This window comes from Corallococcus sp. bb12-1 (genome assembly GCF_026626765.1).
GTDB classification, from domain to species: Bacteria; Myxococcota; Myxococcia; order Myxococcales; family Myxococcaceae; genus Corallococcus; species Corallococcus terminator.
This window is the reverse complement of record NZ_JAPNJZ010000001.1, coordinates 777546-801312: the sequence shown is the minus strand read 5'-3', so window position 1 is coordinate 801312 and position 23767 is coordinate 777546. Positions and strand designations below refer to the sequence as shown.

At 69.7% G+C, this 23767-nt stretch carries 23 protein-coding genes and 1 pseudogene; 14 read left to right on the top strand and 10 right to left on the bottom strand.

Features of this window, described 5'->3' with window-relative positions; all coding sequences use genetic code 11:
• Positions 1-277: 277 nt before the first annotated feature.
• From atpD to OV208_RS03310, 9 genes are all read left to right on the top strand, one after another.
• Positions 278-1723 (top strand): F0F1 ATP synthase subunit beta, encoded by a 1446-nt coding sequence (atpD, locus tag OV208_RS03350; RefSeq protein WP_267572339.1) that lies wholly within the window; start codon positions 278-280, stop codon positions 1721-1723.
• 20 nt (positions 1724-1743) lie between these two features.
• A complete protein-coding gene (locus OV208_RS03345; protein ID WP_267572338.1) occupies positions 1744-2292 on the top strand; it encodes a hypothetical protein in 549 nt (182 codons plus the stop codon).
• 21 nt (positions 2293-2313) lie between these two features.
• The gene (locus OV208_RS03340; protein ID WP_267572337.1) at positions 2314-2718 is read left to right on the top strand and encodes a F0F1 ATP synthase subunit epsilon; all 405 of its coding nucleotides are present in this window, start codon (positions 2314-2316) and stop codon (positions 2716-2718) included.
• A 145-nt stretch (positions 2719-2863) separates the two neighbouring features.
• Entirely contained in the window at positions 2864-3133 is a 270-nt protein-coding gene (locus OV208_RS03335; RefSeq protein ID WP_120540946.1) for a hypothetical protein, read from the top strand.
• A 454-nt stretch (positions 3134-3587) separates the two neighbouring features.
• Positions 3588-4619, top strand: coding sequence for an ADP-ribosylglycohydrolase family protein (locus OV208_RS03330; RefSeq protein ID WP_120540947.1), 1032 nt, complete (start codon positions 3588-3590; stop codon positions 4617-4619).
• Between the two features lie 201 nt (positions 4620-4820).
• On the top strand, positions 4821-5225 hold the full coding sequence (locus OV208_RS03325; RefSeq protein ID WP_267572336.1) for a phage holin family protein: 405 nt from the start codon (positions 4821-4823) through the stop codon (positions 5223-5225).
• Positions 5222-5719: a hypothetical protein gene (locus tag OV208_RS03320; protein ID WP_267572335.1), complete on the top strand. Its 498-nt coding sequence runs from the start codon at positions 5222-5224 to the stop codon at positions 5717-5719. Before OV208_RS03325 ends, OV208_RS03320 begins: the two co-directional genes overlap by 4 nt.
• 39 nt (positions 5720-5758) lie before the next feature.
• Positions 5759-7087, top strand: a complete 1329-nt coding sequence (locus OV208_RS03315; RefSeq protein WP_324291334.1) for a cytochrome ubiquinol oxidase subunit I — start codon at positions 5759-5761, stop codon at positions 7085-7087.
• Complete coding sequence (locus OV208_RS03310) at positions 7077-8111, top strand: cytochrome d ubiquinol oxidase subunit II (protein WP_267572333.1); 1035 nt, start codon at positions 7077-7079, stop codon at positions 8109-8111. The genes OV208_RS03315 and OV208_RS03310 overlap by 11 nt, the downstream gene beginning before the upstream one ends.
• Here OV208_RS03310 and OV208_RS03305 read toward each other — a convergent pair.
• The 7 genes from OV208_RS03305 to OV208_RS03275 form a co-directional block, all read right to left on the bottom strand.
• Positions 8104-8628, bottom strand: coding sequence for a hypothetical protein (locus OV208_RS03305; protein ID WP_267572332.1), 525 nt, complete (start codon positions 8626-8628; stop codon positions 8104-8106). The genes OV208_RS03310 and OV208_RS03305 overlap by 8 nt on opposite strands.
• A gap of 51 nt (positions 8629-8679) precedes the next feature.
• Positions 8680-9450, bottom strand: coding sequence for an SDR family NAD(P)-dependent oxidoreductase (locus OV208_RS03300; protein ID WP_267572331.1), 771 nt, complete (start codon positions 9448-9450; stop codon positions 8680-8682).
• Between the two features lie 78 nt (positions 9451-9528).
• The gene (locus tag OV208_RS03295) at positions 9529-10119 is read right to left on the bottom strand and encodes a class I SAM-dependent methyltransferase (RefSeq protein ID WP_267572330.1); all 591 of its coding nucleotides are present in this window, start codon (positions 10117-10119) and stop codon (positions 9529-9531) included.
• 163 nt (positions 10120-10282) lie between these two features.
• On the bottom strand, positions 10283-11182 hold the full coding sequence (locus tag OV208_RS03290; protein ID WP_267572329.1) for a hypothetical protein: 900 nt from the start codon (positions 11180-11182) through the stop codon (positions 10283-10285).
• A 317-nt stretch (positions 11183-11499) separates the two neighbouring features.
• Positions 11500-13089, bottom strand: a complete 1590-nt coding sequence (locus OV208_RS03285; RefSeq protein WP_267572328.1) for a glucose-6-phosphate isomerase — start codon at positions 13087-13089, stop codon at positions 11500-11502.
• 170 nt (positions 13090-13259) lie between these two features.
• A complete protein-coding gene (locus tag OV208_RS03280; RefSeq protein ID WP_267572327.1) occupies positions 13260-14159 on the bottom strand; it encodes a sterol desaturase family protein in 900 nt (299 codons plus the stop codon).
• A gap of 26 nt (positions 14160-14185) precedes the next feature.
• Entirely contained in the window at positions 14186-14854 is a 669-nt protein-coding gene (locus OV208_RS03275; RefSeq protein ID WP_267572326.1) for a TetR/AcrR family transcriptional regulator, read from the bottom strand.
• A 402-nt stretch (positions 14855-15256) separates the two neighbouring features.
• Here OV208_RS03275 and OV208_RS03270 point away from each other — a divergent pair.
• Positions 15257-15661: pseudogene (locus OV208_RS03270) on the top strand (M23 family metallopeptidase); the annotation flags it as partial.
• 225 nt (positions 15662-15886) lie between these two features.
• Here OV208_RS03270 and OV208_RS03265 read toward each other — a convergent pair.
• Together OV208_RS03265 and OV208_RS03260 are read right to left on the bottom strand one after the other, a co-directional pair.
• A complete protein-coding gene (locus OV208_RS03265; protein WP_267572325.1) occupies positions 15887-17596 on the bottom strand; it encodes a GTPase in 1710 nt (569 codons plus the stop codon).
• 562 nt (positions 17597-18158) lie between these two features.
• The gene (locus OV208_RS03260; RefSeq protein WP_267572324.1) at positions 18159-18404 is read right to left on the bottom strand and encodes a hypothetical protein; all 246 of its coding nucleotides are present in this window, start codon (positions 18402-18404) and stop codon (positions 18159-18161) included.
• A gap of 44 nt (positions 18405-18448) precedes the next feature.
• Here OV208_RS03260 and OV208_RS03255 point away from each other — a divergent pair, with 44 nt between their 5' ends.
• Together OV208_RS03255 and OV208_RS03250 are read left to right on the top strand one after the other, a co-directional pair.
• Positions 18449-18994, top strand: a complete 546-nt coding sequence (locus OV208_RS03255; RefSeq protein ID WP_267572323.1) for a hypothetical protein — start codon at positions 18449-18451, stop codon at positions 18992-18994.
• Positions 18995-19059: 65 nt separating this feature from the next.
• Positions 19060-19827, top strand: a complete 768-nt coding sequence (locus OV208_RS03250) for an energy transducer TonB (RefSeq protein ID WP_267572322.1) — start codon at positions 19060-19062, stop codon at positions 19825-19827.
• 82 nt (positions 19828-19909) lie between these two features.
• Here the strand turns inward: OV208_RS03250 and OV208_RS03245 are convergent, their stop codons facing one another.
• Positions 19910-22177, bottom strand: coding sequence for a di-heme oxidoredictase family protein (locus tag OV208_RS03245; protein ID WP_267572321.1), 2268 nt, complete (start codon positions 22175-22177; stop codon positions 19910-19912).
• Between the two features lie 276 nt (positions 22178-22453).
• Between OV208_RS03245 and OV208_RS03240 the strand changes: the two genes are divergently transcribed.
• Both OV208_RS03240 and OV208_RS03235 read left to right on the top strand, forming a co-directional pair.
• Complete coding sequence (locus OV208_RS03240) at positions 22454-23104, top strand: 2OG-Fe(II) oxygenase (RefSeq protein WP_267572320.1); 651 nt, start codon at positions 22454-22456, stop codon at positions 23102-23104.
• Positions 23101-23763, top strand: coding sequence for an SRPBCC family protein (locus OV208_RS03235; RefSeq protein ID WP_267572319.1), 663 nt, complete (start codon positions 23101-23103; stop codon positions 23761-23763). The genes OV208_RS03240 and OV208_RS03235 overlap by 4 nt, the downstream gene beginning before the upstream one ends.
• Positions 23764-23767 lie beyond the last annotated feature (4 nt).

Here is a 23767-nt window from a genome sequence, read left to right as displayed (position 1 = left end):
CCCGCTCGCGCTTCCATGGCGCGGGTCGGGCCCTTCGTCGTTCGTCGTTCGTCGTTCCTCCTGGCCGGAAGGCAGGCGGGGAAGAAGGTTTCGACGGGGGACTGGCGCTGGGGACACCGCTCCGCTAAGCGGGACTTACGCGCGCGGACCCGGGAGGCTTGACCCTGCCGGGGGGCCCCCGGTAAAGGGGGCGCGCCCACCCCTTTTGTTGGGGTCGATTTCCTGATGGGCGGCGGCGTCCCGGCCGCTCGCCATACGAGACAAGGCAGAGGATTCCATGAGCGCTCAAGTTCCGACGACTGGCAAGGTCACGCAGGTTCTCGGCCCCGTGGTCGACGTGGAGTTCCCGCCCGGCGGGCTCCCGGAAATCTACGCGGCCCTGAAGATCACCAACCCCAACCTGAGCGCCGAGCAGGACAACCTGACGGTGGAAGTCGCGCAGCACCTGGGCGAGAACACCGTCCGCTGCATCGCGATGGACTCCACGGAGGGCCTGGGCCGCGGCATGCAGGTGCGCAACACGGGCGCCCCCATCCAGGTGCCGGTGGGCAAGGCCACCCTGGGCCGCATCATGAACGTCACCGGCGATCCGGTGGACGAGATGGGCCCCGTGAAGGCCACCGAGTACTGGCCCATCCACCGCGCGCCCCCGACGTTCACGGACATGGACGTGCGCGTGCAGATGTTCGAGACCGGCATCAAGGTCATCGACCTGCTCGCCCCCTACACCCGAGGCGGGAAGATCGGCCTGTTCGGCGGCGCCGGCGTGGGCAAGACGGTGCTCCTGCAGGAGCTCATCCGCAACGTGGCCGTGGAGCGCGGTGGCTTCTCCGTGTTCGCCGGCGTCGGTGAGCGCACCCGTGAGGGCAACGACCTGTACCACGAGATGCAGGAGACGAACGTCATCCAGACCGCGAACCTGGAGGCCAGCCAGGCCGTCCTCGTCTACGGCCAGATGAACGAGCCGCCCGGCGCCCGCGCCCGCGTCGCCCTCTCCGCGCTCACCATGGCCGAGTACTTCCGCGACGTGGAGGGCCGTGACGTGCTCCTCTTCGTGGACAACATCTTCCGCTTCACCCAGGCCGGCTCGGAAGTGTCCGCCCTCCTGGGCCGCATCCCCAGCGCCGTGGGTTACCAGCCCACGCTCGCCACGGAGATGGGTGGCCTGCAGGAGCGCATCACCTCCACCAACAAGGGCTCCATCACGTCCGTGCAGGCCATCTACGTGCCCGCCGACGACCTGACGGATCCCGCGCCCGCCACCGCGTTCGCCCACCTGGACGCGACCACGGTGCTCAACCGCTCCATCGCGGAGCTCGCCATCTTCCCGGCCGTGGATCCGCTGGACTCCACCAGCCGCATCCTGTCCGCGGACGTGCTCGGCGCGGAGCACTACGCCGTCGCCCGCCGCGTCCAGGGCATCCTGCAGCGCTACAAGGAACTCCAGGACATCATCGCCATCCTCGGCATGGACGAGCTGTCGGAAGAGGACAAGCTGTCCGTGGCGCGCGCCCGGAAGATCCAGCGCTTCCTGTCCCAGCCGTTCTTCGTCGCCAAGGTCTTCACGGGCAAGGACGGCCGCTACGTGAAGCTGGCGGACACCATCCGCGGCTTCAAGGAGATCGCGGACGGCAAGCACGACGACATCCCGGAGAGCGCCTTCTACATGACGGGCGACATCAACGAGGTCATCGAGAACGCTCGCAAGCTGGCGGCGGCTTAAGCGCCGTCCCGAGCCACCCCATGCGCCTGACCGCCGCGCTCGCCCTGATGCTCTACTGTGTCGCGCCCTCCGCCCTGGCGGAGGAGCGTGGCAGCCGGGCGCGGGTGAGCGCGAACGGGCTCTACAGCGTGCGCATGGTGGACACGGGCGTGGGCACGTGCCGGCTGGAGATGCTCAAGGAGAACGGGCCCCTCTGGTCGGCGGACGTGTGCGTGGGGACGGTGGATGACCTGTACTTCGCGTCCAACGACGGGGAGAAGGTCTGGGTGCTCTACCCGCTGGTGGAGAAGGGCAAGCCGTCCGCCGGGAAGCAGAAGCGGGGAAGCGGCCTGTCCTGGGCGCGGGTGATGGTGGCGGCCCAGTTCGACCGCGCCGGTCAGAAGCTCCAGGAGAAGCGGCTGACGGAGCTGATGACGACGAAGCAGCTCTCCGAGGTGCGGCAGATGACGCACCACCTGAAGTGGATGGAAGGCACGCTGGGCATCCCGGGCAAGGGCCCCCGCCTGACGGACGCCGGGGTGTTGGAGTTCGAGCCGGTGGGCGTGAAGACCCAGCGGCTGACTTTCTGATGCGGTAGCACGAGGACGTTCATGGCCAAGCTGACTGTCGAGATCGTCACCCCCGAGAAGCGCATCCTGACCGTGCAGGCCGACGAGGCCATCGTGCCGGGCGGCGAGGGCCTGTTCGGCGTGCGGCCGGGCCACACGCCGTTCCTGTCGCTGGTGGAGCCGGGCACGCTGACCCTCATCGAGGGCGGCCGTCAGGACCGGTACTTCATCGCCGGCGGCTTCGTGGAGGTGAGCAACGACAAGGTGCTGGTGCTGGCGGACGCCGCCGAGCACGTCAACGGCATCGACGTCGCGGGCGCCCGTCGCCGCCTGGCGGAGTCCGAGGCGCGCCTCAAGGACCTCAACAGCGCGGACGCGCGCTACGCGCTGGAGCAGGCCTCCGTGCGCCGCGAGGCCGCGCGCATCACCGCCAGCGAGAATCGCTGACACGTTCCGCGACGCCCTTCTGGAAGGGCGGCATGAAACACCTGCCGTGACGCGAAGAGGGTGGAGCACCGAAGCCCCGTGACACCGGGGACGGCGCTTCACCCTTTCTGCGTCTCTGGCGCCGGGCGCATGATGCGGGCCCGCCATGAGCCCTCCTGTCGCCCCCGTCCTGGAGCTGTTCCACCGCATCGCGGATCCGCCGTCCGCGACCGCGCGCCTCTTCGTCACCGACCACGCGCTGGAAGACCGCGTGCGCTTCCGCAACCTCACCTACGCGGAGGTGGAGGCGGACTGGCGCGAGCGCGGGGGCCACACGTCCCCGGCGCTCTGGGACGGCACGCGGCTGTACCAGGGCGCGGAGGCGGTGGTGGCGCGGCTGCTCGCGGTGGTCAACCTGGGCCGCGACGATTCGTGAGCGTGCGTGCGCGCGGAGGCTTCGTGCGCGCGGTGCTGATCGACGCGAAGTTGCTCGCGTCAAGGTGAACACCTGAGCCCGTGGGCGGTGCACGCGCACGGCGCCTTGCGCACCCACGCGCGGCCACCCGTGCGTCCCTTTCGGTTCATGCGCAGCATCCGGAGTTGGACACGGAAGGGGGCTCGCGTACGTCATCGGGGCCGCCTGCTTGCTGAAACGCGGCGGGATGCGATAGCTACCGCGCCCCCGGTTGCGCCGCGTTGACGGCGGAGGAGGCAGAAAGTGTCGACGCGCGCGGTGCAATTCGGCGGGAGGTTTCCTGTCCATCGCTTCACCGAACCCGCTTCGTGCACGTCAAGGCCCCATGATGAAAACGCTGTCGCTTCGCGCGCCCTCGCAGCGTTCATCTCGGTGCTCGTCCTTGCCTGAGGCTCGGGTAACCTCCTCCCCTCCGATGCCGCTGACCCCCGCAGATCGCCAGGACCGGTTTCATGCGGCGTTTCTCGGGCTCGCCATCGGCGACGCACTCGGCTTTCCGCTCCGGGGCGTTCCTCCTGCCAGCCTGTCGCGCCTGCCCGGGCTCGCGGAGGACTTCGCGCCCCGCCCGCGCGGCAAGTTCGCCAAGGGCCAGTTCAGCGACGACACGCAGCTGCTGCTCGCCGCCGCGGAGAGCGTCATCCGCGAGGGCAAGGTGGACGGCCGCAGCGCCGCGGCGCACCTGGCGTGGCTGTGGCAGGAGGGCATCATCCTTCAGCCGCCGCGCAGCCTTTCTGAATCGCTCCAGCGGCTCGCGGGTGGCACGCCGTGGATGAGCGCGGGCGCGCCGCTGGGCACGCGCTGCCCGTCCGTCCTGAGCCGCGCGCTGGTGGTGGGCCTGTTCGAGAGCGGCCAGCGCGCGCGCCTGCCGCACGACGCGGGCGTGCTCACGGTCATCACGCACAAGGACCCCATCTGCGCGGCCGCCGCGGCCGCGTTCGCGCAGGCGGTGGCGCTGGGCATGGAGGAGGAGGCCCTCACGCCTTCGGCCTTCTGTGACGCCCTGGCGCTGGCCGCCGCGGTGCACGACAAGGCGCTGGCGGAGGAGATCCGTCACCTGCCGCGCCTGCTCACCTGGGACACCACGCGCGCGCTCAACCAGCTTCGCAAGGTGGGCGTGCCCCCCAGCGAACTGAAGGGCGTGGACGGCCTGCCGGCCCACGTGGTGCCGGTGCTGCTCACCTCGCTGTACGCGACGCTGAAGGTGCCGCACGACTTCCGCGAGGCCGTCGTCCTCACGCTGCGCTGCGGTGGCGAGGCGGACGTGGCCGCGGCCCTCACCGGGGCGCTGCTGGGCGCGCACCTGGGCACGCGCGCGCTGCCGGCCCGCCTGCGCAAGCAGGTGCTGTACGCGGAGAACCTGGTGGACACCGCGGACCGGCTGTTCCGGGCCCGCCAGGTGCGCGAGACGCTGGCCACGGCGATCGCCCACCAGAAGACCCGCCGCTAGCGTCCGCCCCGTGCCTGGAAGCCCGCCCCTCCTTTCCGGGCGGGGGCACCAGGCAGGCAGACGAACGACGGTGGGGTGTGCGTCGGGACTTCTCCCGCCCACCCTTCCTGACCACCTTGAGGGACAGAACAGGGGCGGACGGGACGCCGCTCAGGCGTCCGCTGCTGTCTTTCCCTGGGCCCACCAAGTGGAGGCACGGTCGTGGACCTCGAATCGGAACGCCTGGAGCGCACCCAGTTGGAGACGCTCTCCACGTCGGAGCTCATCCGGCATGCCCTGTCGGAAACCCGCCTGCTGGTGAAGGCGGAGGTGATGCACGCGAAGAAGGAGCTGAGGCAGGAGCTCAAGGCCGCCAAGACCGCGGGCATCCTCCTGGGAGCCGGGGCCGTGCTGGTCCTCACGTCGCTGGCGGTGCTCTTCGTCGCCCTGGGCCTGGCCATCCCCGTGGTCGCCGCCCTGGGCGTGGCCATCGTGGGCGTGGTGCTGCTGGCGGTGGCGGGCCTGCTGCTGTTCCTGGGCTCCAAGCGGGTGCCCAAGCAGGCGATGCCCCACACCCAGGAGCGTCTGAAGGCGGACTTCAAGCTGACGCGGGAGACGCTGCAATGAGCCAGGCCCCCGAATCCGACCTCCAGATCGCCGACCATGCCATCACCCGCCGCATGGGCGACCGGGAGCAGGTGGAGCAGACCGCGGACCGCATCCGCGACGAGCTGCTGCTGACGCTGGAGGAGCTGGACCGCCGACGCCACCGCGCCACCGACGTGCGCTACCACCTGAACCAGAACCGCGACCTGCTCGTCACCGTGGGCGCCGCCGCGCTGGTGGTGGTGGGCGCGGGCGTGGGGTTCGCCATCTACCGCGCCCGGCACCATGACGACCGCGTGCGCCGCCAGCGCCGTCAGGCCCTGTCGCGGGCGTGGGAGCATCCGGAGCGGGTGGCCACCAGCGTGGAGGACAAGCCCCTGGGGGCGGAGCTGGGACGCAAGCTGGTGATGATCTTCGCCACCACGCTCGCCACCGCCGTGGCCCGCAACTCCATGCAGTCCCTGGTGCCCTCCCGAACCATCGCCAAGGTGCCTGCGGACGCTGATAAGAAATAGTGAATGCGTAAAAAGCGCGCATAAAGCAGACTGATGCACATGACGGACCTGCTCTATGCGCGTGCGCAGATGGGGCTGTCGCTCGCGTTCCACATCGTGTTCGCGGCGGCCGGCGTGGCGTTGCCGGTGCTGATGGTGCTGAGCGACTGGAAGCACCGGCGGACGGGGGACAACGACTACCGCAAGCTCAGCGAGAAGCTGGCCAAGGGCACCGCCATCCTGTTCGCGGTGGGCGCGGTGAGCGGCACGGTGCTGTCGTTCGAGCTGGGGCTGCTGTGGCCGGAGTTCATGGGCCGCTACGGGGAAGTGATTGGCCTGCCCTTCAGCCTGGAGGGCGTGGCCTTCTTCACCGAGGCCATCTTCCTGGGCATCTACCTGTATGGCCGCGAGCGGGTGTCGCCGAACCTGCACCTGTTCAGCGGCGTGATGGTGGCGGTGAGCGGCGCGGCCAGCGCGTTCTTCGTCACGCTGGTGAACACGTTCATGAACAACCCGTCCGGCTTCACGGCCACGCCAGCGGGGCCCGTGGACGTGCAGCCGCTGGTGGCGATGTTCAGCCCCGGCTGGCAGTACCAGACGACGCACGTGCTGCTCTCCAGCTACCAGGCCAGCGCGTTCGCCATGGCGGGCATCCACGCCTTCATCCTGCTCAAGCACCCGGGGGCGGCCTTCCACAAGAAGGCGCTGTCCGTCGCGCTGCCGCTCGCGTGCATCACCGCGCTCCTGCAACCGCTGGTGGGGGACCTGTCCGCCAAGCACGTGGCGAAGGCGCAGCCGGTGAAGCTGGCCGCGATGGAGGGGCACTTCCACACGGAGGTGGGCGCCCCGCTGCTGCTGGGGGGGCTGCCGGACGTGGAGACGCGCACCGTCCCGGGCTCCATCGGCGTACCGAAGGGGCTCTCCATCCTGGCGTTCGGCGATCCGGACGCGGAGGTGAAGGGGCTGAACGACTTCCCACGCGACACCTGGCCGCCGGTGGCGAAGGTGCACGTGGCCTTCCAGGTGATGGTGGGCACGGGAAGCCTGATGGCGCTGCTCGCGCTGGTGACGCTGTGGCGCAGGTGGCGGGGCCGCGAGTGGCCGCACGGGCGGGGGCTGATGCGAGCGTGGCTGGTCGCGGGGCCGCTGGGGTTGGTGGCGCTGGAGGCGGGGTGGCTCGTCACCGAGTGGGGCCGGCAGCCGTGGATCGTCCGGGGCGTGATGCGCACCAGCGAGGCGGTGACGCCGGTGCCGCACCTGGCCGCGCCGTTCTTCACCTTCACGGCGGTGTACCTGTTCCTCGGGGTGACGGTGCTCTTCGTGCTCTGGCGGCAGGTGGCGGGCACGCTGCCCGGCGCGGCGGACGGGAAGGTGGCCCATGGCCATTGAAGAGGTGCTGGGGCTCGCGGTGGCGGGCACGTTCGTGCTGTACGCACTCCTGGGCGGAGCGGACTTCGGCGGCGGGGTGTGGGACCTGCTGGCGCTGGGGCCTCGCAAGGCGGAGCAGCGGGCGCTCATCGCGCGCGCCATCGGGCCGGTGTGGGAGGTGAACCATGTCTGGCTCATCGTCGGACTGGTGTTGTTGTTCAGCGGTTTTCCGCGAGCGTTCGCGGCGCTGAGCGTGGCGCTGCACGTGCCCCTGACGCTGCTGGTGCTGGGCATCGTGTTCCGGGGGACGGCGTTCACCTTCCGGGCCTACGACACGCGAGGCGACGCGGTGGAGCGGCGCTGGGGCGTCGTCTTCAGCGTGGCGAGCGTGGTCGCGCCGCTGCTTTTGGGCATGTGCGTGGGCGCGGTGGCCAGCGACGCCATCCGCATGCAGGGGCACGCGGTGGTGAGCGGCTTCTTCGCGTCGTGGCTGTCCCCCTTCGCGGTGTCGGTGGGCGTGCTGACGCTGGGGCTCTTCGCGTTCCTGGCGGCGGTGTACCTCACGCACGAGGCGCACACGTTGGAACTGGCGGAGGACTTCCGCCGCCGGGCGTTGGTGACGGGCGGGCTCCTGTTCCCGCTGGCCCTGGCGGTGCTGCTGCTGTCGAAGGAGGGCGCGCCCCGGGTGTGGACCGGGCTGTCGCAGACGCCGTTCGCGCTGGCGCTGCACGTGGGCACGGCGGTGGCGGCGGTGGTGGCCCTCGCGCTCCTGTGGACGCGGCGCTTCCGGGCCGCGCGGGTGGCAGCGGCCACGCAAGCAGGGCTCATCGTGCTGGGGTGGGCGGTGTCCCAGGCGCCGTACCTCGTGTACCCGGGCCTGACGTTGCGAAGCGCGGCGGCGTCGCCGGGGGTGATGCGGCTGTTGCTGGTCGCGCTCGGGGTGGGGGCGGTGACGGTGGTGCCGTCGCTGGTGCTCCTGTTCCGCGTCTTCCGACCCCAGCCTCCGGGGGCCGCGTCCGGGGCTCAGGAGACGACGGCTACTTGAGCACGGGGAAGAGGGGCGGGTGGACGACGCGGGGCTTCTCCTCGCCCCGGGCCACGAGGACGCGGGCGCCTTCGAGCAGGTCCTCGGAGTCCAGCGCCTCCACCACGGTGCGCGCGGCCGTCTCTTCATCCATCACACGGCAGTGCACGCGCATGAAGCCGCCTTCCGTCTCGCCGCCCTCCACCTCGCCGTTGCCCGTCCAGCCGAGCGCGTCCGTGAGCAATTCCTCCACGGCGTTGCGCTGCTCGAAGTCGTGGCCGCTGCCCTTGCCCTGCACGGCGTACTCCACCAGGAGCACGGCCATGGCCTCGGGCTCGGGCTCGTCGTAGCCGGCGTCGACCAGGGACTCGGCCTCCTGGGCGATGACCATGTCGGGGTCCTCGTCGGGAGGGACGGGGACGGCCTTCTGTTCGCCGCCATCGCCCACGGGGCCCCAGTGCACGGTGACGACGCCCTCGTGCTCCCAGGCTTCCCAGTAGCGCAGGGTGTCGCCGTCCTTCTTGTAGAGCTTCAGCAAGCCAGTGGCCTCATGCGCGCGGACTCTACCGTCAGGAGGCCCTGGCGCGTCCTAGAAGGCGCGGCCCTGGCCGCCATCCACGGGGAGGGTGGAGCCGGTGACCCACTTCGCCCGCTCGGAGCACAGGAAGGCGACCACGTCCGCCACCTCCTCCGGCGTGCCGAAGCGGCCCCAGGGAATCTGCTCGCGCACCATGCGGGCCACGGCTTCGGGGTCCAATTGCTGGCGTTTGTCCCAGCTTCCCCCGGGGAAGAAGATGGAGCCGGGGGCGACGGCGTTGACGCGGATGCGGTGGGGGGCCAGGTCCACCGCCATCTCCTTGGTCAGCGCGATGAGGGCCGCCTTGGCCGCGCTGTAGGGCGCGCTGGTGGCGTACTCGCGGCCGAAGATGGAGCTCAGGTGGACGATGCTGCCGCCCCCTCGCGCGCGCATCACGGTGAGTGCGCGCTGGCTGCACCACACGGCGGACATCAGGTTGCGCTGGAGCACGTCCGCCCATTGTTCGGAGCTGGCCGCGTCGAAGGCGCCCGCGCCGCTGCTGCCGCCCACGTTGTTGACCAGGATGTCCAGCGAGCCGAAGGCGCGCACCGCCGCGTCCACCGCGGACTGGGCCCCTTCCGGGGTCGCCACGTCCGCGACCACCGTGGCCACCTGCGCGCCCTCGGAGCGCAGCGCCTTGGCGACCGCCTCCACGGGCTCCAGGTTCCGAGCGCACACGCACACCCGCGCGCCCTCGCGCGACAACACCGTGGCGATGGCCCGTCCGATGCCCCGGCTGCTGCCGGTGACGAGCGCTGTTTTTCCTGTGATTCCCAGTTCCATGCGGCTCGTTCTACCGCTGGAGCGGGGCGCGTGGGGCGCGGGTTTATGGGGGGCGGTCGAGATCCGGACGGAAGAGGGTTAGAGGCGCTCGAAGAGGTCCAGGCGCCAGGTGCCGTCCATCTCTCCGCGCAGGTGGCGCAGGCTCTTGGGGGAGAGGCGGCGGAAGGAGTCATGGACGTCGTGGCCGTTGAGGCGCATGTCGCGGCTCTGGCCGGTCCAGTGGATGAGACACAGGTGCCCGCCCGGCTCCAGGTGTTCGAGGATGCGCTGCTGCGCGCGCTCCAATTCCTGCGGGCTCCAATGGCAGGCGCGTTCGGACACGAGGGTGAGGTCGAATCGCTGGTCTGGGTATTCGTCCGGCACGGCCATCACCTGGAAGCGCACGTGGGGCAGGTAGCGACAGCGGTGGATGGCGCGGGCCTGGGCCAGCCGGGACACCTCCACGGAGAGCAGGGCGTCACAGCGTGCCTGGAGCTTCTCGGTGAGGACGCCGATGGCACCGCCAATCTCGAAGGCGGAGCGGTAGCGGGCGCGGGGCAGCGCATCCAGGGTGACCGCGTCGCGGCTGCGCACGGAGCCGAGCGCGTCGAAGCGCCACGGGTCTTCTGTCTCCTGGGGTGAAGGGGCGGCGGGCGGGACGAGGAGGGGCGCGGACCGCGACGTCTTCATCAGGGGGGCTCCGGTGGATCGCGAACCCCGAGGATGGGACCGTCGCGGGCCTCCCACATCCCGTCCGTGGAGGCCCGGGGATGTGTCGGCCGTGCACACCGGTGCGAGGCTTCATCCGCTGGTGGACGGCCCGGCACCTGGGTGCAGGCGAGACGTCGGGAGGTCAGCGATCAGGCCAGGAGTCCGGCTGGCAGGACCAGGGGAGCGTCTGCTTGCGGCGGTCGCAGTGGTAGCCCTCGGCGCACGGATTGGGTCCGTTCGGGTCGCAGGCCTGGAGGCAGTGATAGCGGTCGCAGACCTGGCCCTCCGCGCAGGTGGGGTTGGGGTTCTTGTCGGAACAGCGCTCGACGCACTCCGCCCAGACCTTGCCGGGGAATCGCGCGTCCGGGAAGACTTCGCATTTGCGTCCTTCGGGACAGGGTGTCTCCAGGCAATTGGGACCGTAGATCTTCGCGCAGGTGGAGGTCCCCTCCTCAGAGGGGATGCAGTGCTGGCCGTCCGGACATTCCTGTGTCTCGCACGTGGGCAGGCACGAAGGCCCCGGATTCACATCCGCGCAGAAGAAGCCTTGTGGACAGGTATCGGGTTCGTCGAGCGTGCATGCGCGGGCACAGAAACCACCCTCGCCCGAGCAGCGAAGGTCCGCGGTGCAAGCAGACTGTGAGTTCCTGGGGAGATCCCAGCAATGCTCTCCCTCCAGGCGCGGCCCGATGGGGGCACAGAGTTTGACCCGTGGCCCTCCAAGGATGGTCGTCAGCGTGCTGCACCGATGACCCTCGGGACACTGCACGTCGGTCATGCAGTTGCTGTCCGTGCAGTAGTGTCCGTACCGGACGTCGAAGAAGCAGCCCAGCGGGTGCTCACAGTCGCTCTGCTTCGAGCAGGAGCGGTGGTATGTCAGCAGTCGCGTGTGGTCCTCGATGCCGAGGATGGGGATGAGCCGTGCCTGCCCTGGCACCTCAAGGGTGTCGGACTCCCTCAGTCGCCCCAGGGCGAAGAGGAGCGGGGTGATCAACGCGAGGCAGCCGAGAAGGCTCACCAGTGCCTGCCACGGTCGCGTCATTCGCACGCCTCGATGCACTCGTCACTCTGATTGCGCCCATTGGTGCAGAAACGCCTGAAAGCATCTGAGTCGCAGTCCCCCTCCGGCACCTGCTCTTTCACATCCTGGTGTACCGCCCGGTCCGCGAACCCTCCCCGCCGGTGCACCTCCGGACACGCGCTCACGCCCCCCAGGACGCACAGCCACATCCCCACGGAATGCGCGCGTGCCCAGCTCCAGCCCTGCACAGCCCCGGCGAAGCCCTGTCCCATGGCGACCCAGGCTATCCGCCGCCCGGGCCCGTAAGGCATTGCCCCGCCGGGCAATCACAGTGTCCGCTACCCCGCCTGGAAAAGGGCTTCCGCGGGGCGCTCTCCACCGGAGCGCTTCACGCCGTGGTCGCCGTTGGCGGCCAGATGCTCCAGCAGCTTGAACACCGTCTCCGCCTCGTCCGGCGCGCCGATGTCCTGGGCCAGCTGATCCGCCGAGCGCGCCTCCGCCTTCGCCGCCTGCAACTTCGCCAGCAGCTTGCCCTGCAATTCCAGCACGCGGCCCGCGGCCTTCTTGCCCGCCTCCACGCCCGGCTGGTGATAGGCATTGATGTTCACGAGGCTGGCGTAGAGCCCCACCGCCCGCTCGTACAAGGCAATCAGCGCCCCCACCGTGCGCGCGCTCACGTCCTGCACGGTGAGCGTCATCGACTCGCGGCCCTTCTCGAACAGCGCCCGGCGCGTGCCCAGGAAGAAGCCCAGCAGGTAGTCGCCGCTGGTGTTGTCGCCCTCCACCGCCATGGACTTGCCGTCGCGGTCCTTCAGCACCTCCACGAAGGTGACGAAGAAGTTGTTCACGCCCTCGCGCAGCTGCTGCACGTACGCATGCTGGTCCGTGGAGCCCTTGTTGCCGTAGACGGCGATGCCCTGGTTCACCACCTTGCCGTCCAGGCTCAGCTCCTTGCCCAGCGACTCCATCACCAGTTGCTGGAGGTACTTGGACATCAGCATCAGCCGGTCCTTGTACGGCAGGATGACCATGTCCTTCGTGCCCTTGCCGCCGCCCGCGTGGAACCACATCAGCGCGAGCAGCGCCGCCGGGTTCTTCGCCACGTCATGCACGCGCGTCGCCGCGTCCATGTCCTTCGCGCCCGCGAGGAAGCCGTCCACGTCCAGCCCCTGCAACCGCGCCGGCACCAGGCCCACCGCCGACATGATGGACGTGCGCCCGCCAACCCAGTCCCACATGGGGAAGGTGCGCAGCCAGTGGTGCTTCTTCGCGTACTGGTCCAGCTCGCTGCCGTCGCCCGTCACCGCGACCGCGTGCGCGCCGAAGTCCAGGCCGCGCTGCTGGTACGCGCGCTCCGTCTCCAGCATGCCGTTGCGCGTCTCCTTGGTGCCGCCCGACTTGCTGATGACCACCGTGAGCGTCTCCGACAGCCGCTCACCCAGGGCCCCCAGCGTCCGGTCCATCCCGTCCGGGTCCGTGTTGTCCAGGAAGTGCACCTGCATCGGGTCCCGGTGCGAACCCAGCGCGTCCGCGACCAGCTGCGGCCCCAGCGCCGACCCGCCGATGCCCACCAGCAGCACCTGCGTGAACTTCGCCGCCTTCGCGGGCTTCACCTTGCCGGCGTGCACGTCCCGAGCGAACGCCGCCACCGCGTCCTGCATGGCGGTGATGTCGACCTTCAGCCCGGCTTCCGGTGACAGCTCCGGCGCGCGCAGCCAGTAGTGGCCCACGCGGCGCTTCTCGTCCGGGTTCGCGATGGCGCCCTTCTCCAGCGCATCCATGGCCTGGAACGCCGCGTCCGCGCGCGCGCGCATCCCGTCCAGGAAGTCCGCGCCGAAGCTCATGCGGGAGATGTCCAGCGTGAGCCCCACCGAGGGGACGACGCACAGGTGCCGCTGGTACCGCTCCCACAACTCGCGCTCCGTCATGACCCGACTCCTTGCTTGGGAGAGGCGCCCGCCTTCACGCGCGGGGCCTGGAAATCATCGCCTCCCACCGTAGCAAGGCCCGCACGGCACCGACGCAACGATGTCGTGCTCCACGTTGCCTGGACGTCGCTTCGCTTGCGCCCCCTGTCCTCCGGGAGGCGCTTGCGTGCTCACGGCGCCGGGTGCGCCGCTTCCACGGGCGGAGGTGCCTCTGGAGGCAATGCCCCCTGGGGCTTCCACGCCGGGTTGCGGAAGACATACGACAGCCGCTGGCTCAGGGGCCCCGGCCGGGCGGCGTCCCGGGCGATGTTGCCGTATTCGGTGAACGCGATGCGCACCGGGTTGTACGTGGTGAGGTTCTTCACCAGCCCGTAGATGGGGCGCTCGACCTCTGGCGTGAAGGTGCCGAAGAGCCGGTCCCAGATGATCAGGATGCCCGCGTAGTTCGTGTCCAGGTAGATGGGGTTGGACGCGTGGTGCGCGCGGTGGTGCGAGGGCGTGTTGAACAGCCACTCGAACGGACGCGGCATCCGGTGGATGGCCTCCGTGTGGATCCAATACTGGTACAGCAGGCTCACGGCCTGCTGCGTGACGATCATCGCCGGGGAGAAGCCCATCAGCGCGAGCGGCGCCCAGAACACCCAGCCCGTCATCGGCGTCCACGTCTGCCGCAGCGCCGTGGACAGGTTGTAGTGCTGGCTGGAGTGGTGCACCACGTGCGAGGCCCAGAAGAAGCGGCTCTCATGATGGACGCGGTGGAAGGCGTAGTAGCAGAGGTCCTCCAGGAAGAAGAGCAGCACCCAGGCCACCAGTCCGGAGCCCATGCGCAGCGGCGTCAGGTGGTAGAGCGCCGCGTAGCCCGCGAAGGCCACGCCCTTCCAGCCCACGCCCACCGCCACGCTGCCCAGGCCCATGGCGAGGCTGGCCGCCGTGTCCTTCCAGGTGTGTCCCTTGACGCTGTCGCCTCCTTCGGCGCGCAGCTTCTTCACCCACAGGGCCTCGGCGATGACGGTGAGGACGAACACCGGGATGGCCGGGGTGATGAGGTCGGGGATGTGCGCCGTGTCCATGAAAGACCTCCTGCTGTTTCAACCGCTCAGGCTTTGGGGGCGAAGGCGACGCGCATGAAGCGCGCCAGGGTGTCCAGCATGCGGCGGTGCGCCGGGTCCGACGGGCGGGCCGCGCCGCCCACCGCCGCGCCCTGCACCGCGTCCAGGGCCAGCTCCACCACGTCGTCGAAGTCCGGGTGCGTGGCGGCCACGTCCGGGAACAATTCCCGCGCCACGCGGTGCAGGTTCCTGCGGTGCGGCCCGTCCACCGCCGCCAGCGCCCGCTGCAACTCCGGGTCGGTGCGCGCCGCGACGTACAGCTCGATGGCCGCCTGCAACTCCGGACGCTGGTAGACGGCCCACAACATGTCCACCGCCGCGCCCACCCGGTCCTTGCCGGAGGGCCGCGCGCCCACGCCCGCCAGGAAGTCCTGGATGATGCGCGGGAAGAGGTGCTCCACCGCCACCGCGAGCAATTCCTCCTTCGTGTCGAAGTGCGTGAAGAGCGCCCCCTGGGACACGCCCGCCCGCTTCGCCACCGCCACCGTCGTCAGCCGCGCGTAGCCCTGCTCCACCAGCGTCTCCAGGGTCGCGTCCAGCAGCTTGCGCCGCGTCGTCTCCCGGCGCTCCGCCTGCGTGCGGCGCACCCCCGGCACGGCGCGGACGACGGCCGTCCTGGGGGCGGGCCTGGAGCGGGGGACGGACTTCGGGGGCATGCCTTGAAGGATAGTCCGCAACTTAAAAAGTGACCAGTCACTTTGTTGGGCCGGGCTTCCACGTGTCGGATGCCGCACGGGGGCCTGTCGCTGATCCACGCGGGCGGGGTGTCCCAGGCCTGCTGGCAGGGCAGGAGAGCGTCCGAGCGTCTGTCTTTGCGACCGTCCGGCTGGCAGGGATTGGGGCGGGTCTCTTCCAGAGGGCTCAGGCCCGCCAACCGGGCAGGCGACGAGGCAGGCGCTCCCGTGCTTCAGGCCGGTTTCTCCCCTGTGGTGTGGTCAAGGGTCGGCCCCTTGAGACGGAGCGGGGCGCAGCTCGGCTGCTAGTGATCCGTTCGGGATTGAGCGAAAATCAGTGGGAAATACCGCAAGCCCTTGCACCGGTTGTCCGCCCGCCCCGATATGACCATTACCGCTCTTCTCGTCGGCTCCCTCCTCGCTTCGGCTCCCTCCGTCCCCCCCAAGGCCCAGGCCGCCTCGAATGTTGTCGCCGAGGTGGCTGTGCCCTTCGCGTGTGGTCGCATCTACACGGTGAGTCAGGGCCACGAAACGGGCAGTCACCAGCACAACGACACGTTCGCGTGGGATTTCCGGATGCCGGAAGGCACGCCCATCGTGGCGTCGCATGACGGGACCGTCCGCATGGCGCGCGGCGACAGCAAGCAGGGTGGGTGCGGCGAGCAGTTCGCGCCGCTGGCCAACTATGTCGTCATCTCCCATGGCGACGGGCTGGAGACGCAGTACCTGCACTTCAGCGCCGTGGTGGTGAAGCCCGGTGAGCGCGTGAAGGAGGGCCAGCTCATCGGCTTCTCCGGCGCGACGGGCTGGGCGTGCGGCGCGCACCTGCACTTCAAGGTCGCGAAGGAGCAGGGCTCCGGGTGGAACAACCCCTCCGTGCCCGCGCGCATCGTGGGTTTCGGGGACCCGGTGCGCGACACGCTGGTGTCGGCGCCGCTGTGCAAGGACTCCGCTCAGCCGATGATGGCGTCCAATGGGGGCGTCCACACGCCGGGCCAGGCGGTGGTGTCCATGTCACCGCCCGTCGCGGGTTCGATCCAGGATGCGTCGCGCGGCCTGCCGCCCGGGGCCAAGGCCATTCTCGACGGCCTCTCCCAGCCTCCCGCCCAGGGCGGCGAGGGACTCGACAAAGCGAGCCCGTCCCGCTCTCCCCGCATGGCGAGCGGCTCCGACGAGACTCGCTGACGCGATCAGCGCTCCGGCGCCCGCGAGCAGTCCGAAGAAGGCCCCCGCGTTGAGGAAGTACTCCAACGGCAACAGGGGGCCTTCCACGTAGCCCCTCACCACGCGGTACCCGACGTGCCCCAACAGCGCGAGCAGGGGCAGGTTGATGAGCGGCAACACCAGCCACCGGGCCGTGCGCCACCAGCGGGCCACGGCCTCCGCGACGGCGGTGGAGGCCGTGTAGCGCCAGGCCCCCGCGCGGGCCAGGCGCAACTCCGAAAGCATCGTCTCCACGTCCGGCACGCCCAGGGTCTCCGCTTCCAGTCCCTGAGCGCGCGCCACGCTGCGCGCTTCGGCCAGGGCGGTGCGCGCGGCGGACTCGGCGAGGAAGTCGTCCTCGAAGGGCTCCACCACCGCGACCTCCGCGGCGCGGGCGCGCGTGCGATCCCTCACGGCGTCCACCACCGTGGAGGCCGCCGCCACCGCGAGCCCGGCAGGCAGGCTGCGCCGGGCCACCAATGCGCCGGCGCCCATGCCGGAAGCACCCCACAAGGACAGCCGCAGGCCCCACGCGGCGGGACCCCAGAAGCGGCCCGCGGCCTGACGGCGCACCTCCGACGCGAGGTGCCCGTGGGCCAGGCCCAGCCGTGCGTCGAAGTCGCCCTGAAGCGCTTCCGCCGCGCGCGCGAGGCCCGCGTCGAGCGCGGTGCGCGTCTTGCCCAGGAGCGCATCCGTCTCCGTGAGGGCGGTCTGGACGGTGGAGGAGAACTCCTCCAGGGCGCCCAGGGCGTTGGTGTGGCGCACGCGCGCGGCGACGGCCTGGGTGGCGAGTCCCCGCAGGTGGAAGAGGAGCGGGCCGAACTCACCGGACACGTCCTGACCGTCCTTCGCGGCGCGGGCGCTGATGGCGAAGACAGGGACGTCCTCGGCGGCGAGCCCATGGTGCTGGGTGGCGACGCGGCGGATTTGGGACTTCAGCGCCTCGCGTGATTCGGCGGAGAGCTCGTCGGCGAAGTTGAGGATGAAGACGAGCGCGCGGCGGCGGGCGAACTCGTTGAGGAACTCCACCTGGGAGGCCTCCGCGACGCTGCCCCGGTGCATGACGACGAGGGCGACGTCGGCCTTGTCCAGCGCGGCGCGGGCGACATCGCGGTGGGTGGTGGCCACGCTGTTGAGGTCCGGCGTGTCGATGAAGACCTGTCCGCTCCAGAGGCCCTGGGGGCCGGGCGTGTAGCGCACGACGCGCGCGCCGGTGCGGGACAGTTCCTCCACGGGCGTGCCTTCCGGCGCGAAGAGGGTGGACGTGGTGCTGGTGGGGCGGTCCACGCCCTCGCGGGACAAGGACTGCCCCGCGAGCGCGTTGAGCAGGGTGGACTTGCCCGCGCCGGTGGCGCCGACGAGCGCGACGATGAGCGGTGCGTCCCTGCGGGCGACGCCGCGGGCGTAGTCCTCCAGCAGGCGCTCCAGGCGCGGGCCGTGCGGTTGGAGCGCGGGCAGCGACAGCGCGTCGGTGAGCAGCGGGCGGAGGGCGTCGGGGTCGGGAAGGCGGGTGTCGTCCACGGAGGGTGTAGCGTGGCGTGACCGGAGCGCGCTGGCTACCGCGATGAAGGGGGACGGTGCGCCAGCGTGCATTCTCCCGGGGCGTGGGTGTGCCCCGCCAGACGCCTCTCGGGTGCTTCGACGCCGCTCCTGGGCAAGGTGTTCACATCGAAGGGCGGGTCATTCAGGTGTCTGGTGGAAGCCAATGCAGTCGTACGTATGTCGCGGGTCATTGATAGACACAAGGACAGTGTACCCCTGGGGAGGGATGGACAGACAATGGGGATGAATGTCAGCCTTGAAATCACTTCCGGTAGGGAATGAACGCGTCGTGAGTGGAGCGTCAGGTGAGGGTGTTTCGACTCATGGTCTGGGCGATGACCTTCGGATGTGCTGCCACCCCGCCCGAGGCTCGGGTGCCGGAACGTGGCACCCCGGTCCATGCGGATGCTGCCTGCAAGGGATTGCCCTCCGTCGAAGCCTGCCAGGAGACGGCGGAGTCCATCCAGGACGACCGGTTGCGCGCGTGTGTCACGCAGCAGTGTTCCCGGATCCAGGTGCGATGCAATGCGATGACGGAAGCTCAGTGCGCAGCACACGACCGGCGTCGGCCTTCGGGCCGGAAGGTGCTCGGCATCTCAAGCATCGTTCCTGCGAGGCCCCGAACCGGCTCATCGTCTGGTGTTCGCGCCAGTTCAAGGATCCCCGGCGTGCGGCTCGCTGCGCGGAGGATGCGTTCGTCCATGAACTCGCCCATTCCTGCGGCTTCCGTCACGATGAGGACGCCTTGCAGGAAGGACAGCTGCACGACCTGGGTGTGCCAGGGCACGATGGTTCCTTGAGGAACTGCCCGGTCCAGGAAGGAGGCTCGCGATGAAGGCGTGGACCCTCATGGTGTCAGGGACCAGCGTGCTCTTGCTGGCAAGCTCCTGCGCACGCTTCCAGAAGCCGCTCCCGCCTTCAGAGCCGCCCCTCCTGGCCTTGGAGCACGTCCTCTATGACGGGCACACTGTCTCCGGACGGGCCCTCATTGGCGCGCGAAGCCCCACCACCCTGGATCGGCGCCTCATCGAGAACGTCTCCCTGGGCGTCGACCGAATCACCGACTGCAAGACTGGTGCGGCATTCCCGACGCTGGTCGCGGACGTCCTCCCCGAGCCCGCGACCCGGGACGACCTGGTGACGCTGACCCAAGGGGAATGGTTCGGCAGGGACGTCTCCTTCGTCGTCTTCGCGGAGCCGTTCACCCCACCCGAAGGGCCCGCGTGCATCGAGCTGACCCTGTCACTCCAGATGGCAGGCTCGCGGCCGGTCTCCTTGCGTCTCAAGGCCGAGCGTGCCGCCGAGGCGCAGGGGAGGGACGGTGGTGCAGGCATGCCCAGCGAAGAAGGTGTCCCTCCGCCGCGCCAGGAGCCCTGAAACCCCAAGGACAGCAGGTGACGCGCCAGCGTGCAGCACCGGGCCCTGGTAGCTTGCGCCGGGACATGAATGCCTGTGCATCCCGAGTCATCCGTCTGTCGTTGCTGCTGATGCTCCCGTGGCTGGGGAGCGGCTGCGCCTCCATCGCCGCGAGCGTGCGGGGGCCCGAAGGAGAAATCACCGAGAAGGCCCGGCGGCTCTGCGAGCTTGGTCTGCTGTCCAGGCCCGACCTGTCGCTCTTCCCGGCGGACATGCGTCCCGAGGACTCCGTCCGGCCCGAGGACCTGGCGTACCTCCAGGCCCATCCGGAGTTTCCACCGCCCTCGCCGCCCCCGTCCCAGCCCCTTCGCTGTGAGGTCAAGAGCCCTCCCAACACCGATGACGGTTTCGCCACCGTCCAGGTGAAGCTCCGGCCCGGAGCGGAAGCGGACGGTCTCGAAGCGGAGTTCCCCGTGGACTTCGTGCAAACGTCGGCGGGGTGGCGTCTGGCCTACTGGTTCGCGGAGGAGGGGGCGGTCTCACCCCTGATGGCCGCCGCGCAGGTGCCCATCTTCTCCTCCGAGTCCATGACCCGGCCGGAGAAGTTGTCGGGTGAGGAAGTCGCCTATACGCGGGAGGCCATCGAGAAGCGCATCCAGGGGCAGATGGCCATCCGCTGCGTCATCACCCGCGAAGGAGGCGTCAGCAACTGCCACTCACTGAAGAGCCTGCCCCTCATGACCCCGGTGGCCCTCAAGGCGCTCTGGGGCAGCCGCTTCGCGCCCGCGACCCTCGACGGCAAGCCCCTCTCCGTGCGGTACATGTTCCACTTCAATCTGCACCTTCCCCGGTGACGCGCCCGGGCCCCTGAAAACAGGACGCCAGGCGGAAGCACGGTGGCCTCCGCCCGGCGTCTGTCTTCTCGACTGGAAGCGATTACAGCGAGTTGACGAACTTCAGCAGCGCGTTGCGGTCCGCCGTGCTGAGGTTGATGAAGGCCTGCTTGGAGGCCTCACCCTCGCCGCCGTGCCAGAGAATGGCCTCGGTGACGTTGCGCGCGCGGCCGTCGTGCAGGAAGCCCTCGCCGCCGCTGACGCCCGACGTGAGGCCAATGCTCCAGAGGGGCGCGGTGCGCCACTCGGCGCCGGACGCCTGACCCTCGGGCAGGTTGTCCGCGAGACCCGTGCCCATGTCGTGCAGCAGCAGGTCCGTGTACGGGTGGATGGTCTGGCTGCGGAACTCCGTCATCGCGCTGTACTGGCTGGTGGTCAGCGTGGGCGCGTGGCACTTCGCGCAGCCCGCGTTGTTGAACACCGTCTCACCCTGCATCGCCTGCGCGTCGCTGTGGTCGCGGCGCGCCGGCACGCCCAGGAGGGCGATGTAGCGGGTGATCTTGTCCAGGTCCCCGTCGCTCAGCTCCGCGCTGGTGCCCGCGCAGCCCTGCTGCGACGAGCCGCAGTCCTGCGTCTTGAACACATTCGACGTCACGCCCATGTCGCTGTTGAACGCGTCGGCGACCTGGTGCTTCACGCGAGCCGTGCCCGCCTTCCAACCGAAGCGGCCCAGGCGCGTGACGCCCGTCTCCGGGTCCCGCACCGTCTGCATGCGGCCGGAGATGCCGTCGCCGTTGGCGTCGTTCGGATCCGCCAGACCCGCCACCTGCGACTCCGGCACCGCCTCCAGCAGGCCCATGCCGACAAGCTGCGGCGTGATGCGCGCGGAGAAGTTCGTCGGCGTCACGTTGACGAAGCTGTAGTTCGGCTTGCGCAGGTTGTACGCGGTGCCGTCCCGCAGCGTGCCGCTGGTGTTCGTCCAGCCGCTGATGCGCACGTCCGCCTCGGGCGTGCCGCTGACCGCGCGCGGCTGCAGGCGGAAGCCCAGCGCCGGATCCACCGTCACGGTGCTGCCGTTCACCTTGCCCACCTTCACCACGTAGTTGGTCAGGGTGGTGTTGGTCGTGGAGGGCGCCAGGCCCCGGCCGTTCTGCTTGTGGCATTCAACACAGGAGGAGGCGACGAAGTTGTTGCCCAGCTTGTTGATGTGCGCCGTGAACACCGGGTTGTCCGGCTCCGAGTGCGTGCCGTCCTTGAAGTTCGTGTGGTGGATGCGGCGGCCCTCGACGAAGGGCTGCGCGTTCACCGGCGCCAGGTTCGTGGCCATCTGCAGGAAGCGGTTGTCCGGTTCGTTGGAGAACGGCGTGTGCAGCGTGCCACGACCGCCCTGCCACGCCTTCTCCGGCAGCGCGAAGGAGTCACGGATGGCGCCCTGGCCTTCGAAGGGCACGAGGCCTCCCTGGCCCACGATGTAGAGCATGCCCGAGGAGTAGTAGTTGAAGCGGCCTTCCACCGGCGCCTGGAGGAACACGCCAATCTCCAGCTCCATCCGGTCACCAATGCGGATGGCGCGGCCTTCCTTGGCGTTGAAGTTCACCGAGGCCGTGTGCTTGTAGTCACTCACCTTCACGAAGTCCGCGTTGTGGAAGTACTCCGCCACCGTGTTCAGGCCGCGGAAGAACGCGCGGAAGTCAGGGCTGTCGTACGGGTAGATGGAGTACAGGTTGACGGTGACCTGATTGCCGCCCTTGGCCACCTCGTCCACGATTTCGACCCAGTGGGTGCGCTTCTCGAAGTACAGCCGCAGGTAGTGGTCGTAGGCCTGGTACATGTCCTCGCGCATGTGGCGGTCGCGAACGCGGTCGCCGATGCGGGTGATGATGGCCGTGGACGTCGTCTCGACGGTGGCCGGCTCCAGCGCGGTGGCGCTGGTGAACAGCGGCACCACGGGGCCCGCGTCGCCATTGGGGGGAGGACCCGCGTCCGGCGTGCCGGTACCGGAGTCCGGCGTGCCGGTGCCCGCGTCCACGGGAGGATTGGTGCCACCCGTATGCGTGTAGCGGACCCAGGCCGTGTCACGCGCACAGGCGCACGACACATCCCAGTACGTGAAGTTGTAATCAATGAAGTTGCCGGTGGCGAGGCCCGTCACCGTGTACTGGTTGCGGCCGCCCGTCACCGCCATGCGAATGTTGAGCTGCTGCCCGTCGTTCAGCTTGTAGTGGATGTCTGCCCAATCCGTCGTGTCGACGTAGAAGATGGCGGACGAACCAGAAGGGGTGACGCCTGAGGTGGCGGCTTCGGAATCAACCGCCAGACAACTGGCGGCCAGGAACGCGAGCACGATTCCCGTGAGTCTGCTGCGGCTCATGGATGAGGACTCCAGTGGGGTGGAAAGGAGCGTGGGACGGCGAGCGCTGCGAAGGGGACTTCGTAGCTTGTCCGAAGAAAGTCGGGATTCATTCCCGCCGCAAGGTGGGAGCCCGGAGAATTCAACTAAGGCGTGATAACTGATAAATAAGCGAAAATGATGTATTCCTTGACGCGCCGTGTTGTCCTGGGTTGACGCGTCGTGTTGAGAGGGATTGCCGCGTTGCGGCGGGGGCGGTGTGCACGGGCGCGGGGCGGGTGGGTAGACTCCGGGGCCATGCGCTTCCAGCCACCGTGGGGTGGGGCCTTCCGGCTCGACACCTTCTTCCACCGCACTCCCGAGGCCCTGCCCGAGGAGACGACGGCCTCCATCCGTGCAGCCATCCTGGGCTCGTCGCTGCTGGGGGGGTCGAACCTGTCGGACCAGTTCTCCGGCACGTACGGCTTTTCGCTGACGTTCCGCCGGGAGGCCCTTCCGGACGTGACGCGGCGCTTTCCGGCGTTCGCGCCGTACCTGGCCAGGACGCTGCTGCCGGAGTGCAACGCCTTCCTGCTCAACCCGCTGCTGGTGGGGGAGGGCCGGGGGGTCGCGGCACACATCGACCGGAGTCTTGAATTCTACGGTCCCAGTATCGGGTGCCCGGTGGCGGTGAGCGTGCTGTATGTCCAGGTTCCGAAGGAACTCCGGGGCGGGGCGCTGCGGCTGTACCACCGGGGAGGTCGGGTGGCGGAGCTGACTCCGCAGGAGCGCGCGCTGGTGATGTTCCGGGGTGACCTGATGCATGAGGTGGAGGCCATCTCCTCCGGCGCGAAGGGGCTGGAGGATTCGCGCATCAGCCTGGTGGTGGAGCAGTACCGGGCACCGGAGGCGGAGCTCTCCCGCGTGCCCCGGTTCGAACTGCGCACGCGCTCGGGGGCCCAGGCGTGAGCGACCTCCTTCTGGAGTGGAAGCTGCCGGTGTCTCCGGAGGCGGTGTTCCCCGCGTTCGACCAGCCCGCGCTCATCCGCCGCTGGTTCGGCGCGCCGCCGGGCTGTCACCGCACGCACGCGCCGGATCCAGGCGCCCTGGGCCAGCCCTACCGGGTGATGTTGCGCGACGCCCTGGGTCGTGCGTTCGCGCAGGTGGGCTGCCTCGTGGAGGCCGAGCCGCCAAGGTCGTTGGCGCTTGAAATGGATTGGGAGGGCGGGCCGCTGCCGTCAGGACGCACCCGGGCGGAGTTGACCTTCCACCCCACCGACGATGGGGGCACGCGGGTCCAGGTGCGTCAGGGGCCGTTCGTGGAGGACGCGGCCCGCGACGCGCACCGGGCCTACTGGGAGGTGTGTCTGGGGCGGCTTTCGCGCGTGGTGGCGGGCGAAGCGGTGCCGTGCTTCGAGGAGTTCTGGGAGGAGTCGCGCGGCTACGTGGGGCCGCTGGGCGCGGCGGCGTACGCGGTGCTGGCGGGTCTGCGCGAGGCGGGCGCGCCCCCGGAGGCGGTGTCCCAGGTGGAGGACGTGCTCTACACGCACCTGACGCGACTGCGCGAGGACACCGCGGCGGTGCTGGGCGCGGTGCTCCAGTCGCGGGTGGAGGGCGGCGCGAGCTGACGGT

Excerpts from the sequence above, each read along its gene's own strand:
- OV208_RS03330 (WP_120540947.1), top strand. The coding sequence starts at position 3,588 with ATGCCGCTGACCCCCGCAGATCGCCAGGACCGGTTTCATGCGGCGTTT.
- OV208_RS03340 (WP_267572337.1), top strand. The coding sequence starts at position 2,314 with ATGGCCAAGCTGACTGTCGAGATCGTCACCCCCGAGAAGCGCATCCTG.
- OV208_RS03275 (WP_267572326.1), bottom strand. The coding sequence starts at position 14,854 with ATGCCCCCGAAGTCCGTCCCCCGCTCCAGGCCCGCCCCCAGGACGGCC.
- OV208_RS03320 (WP_267572335.1), top strand. The coding sequence starts at position 5,222 with ATGAGCCAGGCCCCCGAATCCGACCTCCAGATCGCCGACCATGCCATC.
- OV208_RS03240 (WP_267572320.1), top strand. The coding sequence starts at position 22,454 with ATGCGCTTCCAGCCACCGTGGGGTGGGGCCTTCCGGCTCGACACCTTC.
- OV208_RS03250 (WP_267572322.1), top strand. The coding sequence starts at position 19,060 with ATGAATGCCTGTGCATCCCGAGTCATCCGTCTGTCGTTGCTGCTGATG.
- OV208_RS03300 (WP_267572331.1), bottom strand. The coding sequence starts at position 9,450 with ATGGAACTGGGAATCACAGGAAAAACAGCGCTCGTCACCGGCAGCAGC.
- OV208_RS03345 (WP_267572338.1), top strand. The coding sequence starts at position 1,744 with ATGCGCCTGACCGCCGCGCTCGCCCTGATGCTCTACTGTGTCGCGCCC.
- OV208_RS03285 (WP_267572328.1), bottom strand. The coding sequence starts at position 13,089 with ATGACGGAGCGCGAGTTGTGGGAGCGGTACCAGCGGCACCTGTGCGTC.
- OV208_RS03315 (WP_324291334.1), top strand. The coding sequence starts at position 5,759 with ATGACGGACCTGCTCTATGCGCGTGCGCAGATGGGGCTGTCGCTCGCG.
- OV208_RS03255 (WP_267572323.1), top strand. The coding sequence starts at position 18,449 with ATGAAGGCGTGGACCCTCATGGTGTCAGGGACCAGCGTGCTCTTGCTG.
- OV208_RS03280 (WP_267572327.1), bottom strand. The coding sequence starts at position 14,159 with ATGGACACGGCGCACATCCCCGACCTCATCACCCCGGCCATCCCGGTG.
- OV208_RS03245 (WP_267572321.1), bottom strand. The coding sequence starts at position 22,177 with ATGAGCCGCAGCAGACTCACGGGAATCGTGCTCGCGTTCCTGGCCGCC.
- OV208_RS03335 (WP_120540946.1), top strand. The coding sequence starts at position 2,864 with ATGAGCCCTCCTGTCGCCCCCGTCCTGGAGCTGTTCCACCGCATCGCG.
- atpD (WP_267572339.1), top strand. The coding sequence starts at position 278 with ATGAGCGCTCAAGTTCCGACGACTGGCAAGGTCACGCAGGTTCTCGGC.
- OV208_RS03290 (WP_267572329.1), bottom strand. The coding sequence starts at position 11,182 with ATGACGCGACCGTGGCAGGCACTGGTGAGCCTTCTCGGCTGCCTCGCG.
- OV208_RS03295 (WP_267572330.1), bottom strand. The coding sequence starts at position 10,119 with ATGAAGACGTCGCGGTCCGCGCCCCTCCTCGTCCCGCCCGCCGCCCCT.
- OV208_RS03310 (WP_267572333.1), top strand. The coding sequence starts at position 7,077 with ATGGCCATTGAAGAGGTGCTGGGGCTCGCGGTGGCGGGCACGTTCGTG.